Annotated in this window: 1 protein-coding gene; it reads right to left on the reverse strand. The window is 36.0% G+C overall.

The window, feature by feature from the left end; genetic code table 11:
• Positions 1-722, reverse strand: a 722-nt coding sequence (locus AC1DPQ_RS26540) for an aminopeptidase P N-terminal domain-containing protein (protein ID WP_477611404.1), incomplete at its 3' end; no start/stop codon positions are given.
• Between the last annotated feature and the right edge of the window lie 1,166 nt (positions 723-1,888).

Here is a 1,888-nt window from a genome sequence, read left to right on the forward strand (position 1 = left end):
TCCTTTAGCTGATTGCCATGATAGTGGTTGTGCAAAATTTCGCCACGAACGGTCAAAATAACCGGATAAGCCAGATTACCGCCCGAAGCCAATGCAGCACCCTGAATTTTTGCCGCAAGTTCGCGTTCGTACATGCCAGGTTTTGCCTGTTGCATTACCATTAAATGGATATCGGCCGATATTGCTGCTGCACGGTCTAATTCTTCAATTTCTTCAACAGATTTAATCGATCGTTGTGCCACAACGGCTTTAATAAAACTAAGTGATGCTTTTTCTTTAAGCTGATCGACAGGCAAATTAAGCCAGCTGGCCAATTTAATTTTATTCTCTGAGCGGTAAGGAGGTAAGAAATGAACCTGACGCTTTTTGTCTTGGTATTGCTTAAGATAAGTATCCAGTTGCGCTAAAGGTAGAACTTTGGTTAAGCCGGCATCCAAACTTTTTTCTTCCAATGTTTTCTGTCTGCCCATCCACACGATATCGTCAATTCCCATTTCATCACCGAAAAGGATTACCTGATCTTCATCAAGGTCGATGATAGCGCCCAAAGATGGCTCACTTATCCCAAAATAGTATAAAAAGGTACTATCCTGCCTAAAATGGTAGGTATTGTCTTTATAATTCATCGGACTTTCTTCATTACCCAAAAAGAGTAATATTCCCGAATTTATCTTTGATTTTAGTGCTGCTCTTCTTTGGAGGTAAACTTTCTTTTCAAACATATTATTTTGTGTTAGGCAAATATCCCAAAAGCTATTTTTATTCAATAACAATTAAATATAATGGCTAAAATATGGGAGGTATCTGCAAATTATAAGCTATGGTTATGGCACAAAAATCACAATAAATTTCAGGTTAGCGAAAAATAAGGGTAAAATCTGCACATTGATAGGATGATTAAAGAAAGTTTATAGATAGCGTTAACAATTTTTAGCTACGGGAGATATAGATGGCACGGAGTATTTATAAGTCGTTCCATCATTCCAACTTGATTGGAAATCGTGCTTAAGCTTTAACATCAGCTTCGCTGAGCACATCATGGTTCCCGCCTGCGCGTATCGTGTGGACACATCTCTCTTTATTTACATTTGTTTTTAGCGTCGTTGCCTAGGTCGATCGTCATGCTGAATTTATTTCAGCATCTTTCCTGTAATTAACAGCGCTATGTTCCGAAAAAAATCGTCACGTGGAAACAAATATTGATTTTTCCGCTCTTTGCCGCAGGGCATGGTACTTTGGAGCGCCAAAGTACCCAAAGCGCTTTGTCAATCCAACAAGGCGGCTCAGCACAATCCAAGCACATCAAAAAAATAGCGGCACTTCGTTTTGTGTTCAATTTTCGTAACATTTTGAAGCAGCGTTTATGAACACAAAACCACTACGTTTAAGGTTTGGTAGTGCTATTTTTTCTTTTGTGTAACTATTTTTTTGATTTCTCCGCCACTTGGGATTGACGGCGTTCTTCGGTAAAACCTTTGCTTTATTAAAGTTGGTTAGCAAAACGCATAAAAACCCAAACCAAAAGATATGTCTACACGATAGGCCTGCGCGAGAATGACGTCAGTTGGGTTTACAAATAAGCACGTTTTTATTGGCGATAAAATCGCCTTTCTCATGCATCCTCGTTATAACGAGGACGATCTACTAAATTTAAATGGATTATATTATTATTAAATTATATATTTTTTTGAAATACAAAAATATAAACTGATTAACATGAAGTAATTATGTAGCTATAAATAGAACAAATTCAATGGTTTTCAATCTATAAAACATTCCTATTAAGTTAAATATTTAAGTTTAATAATTTGATATACAATTAATATGAATAACTTATATCAATTTATAATACTGATAAGACATACATATAATTGATTATCAATATAAA

The sequence above is a fragment of the Pedobacter sp. 01T416_2 genome (genome assembly GCF_056398925.1).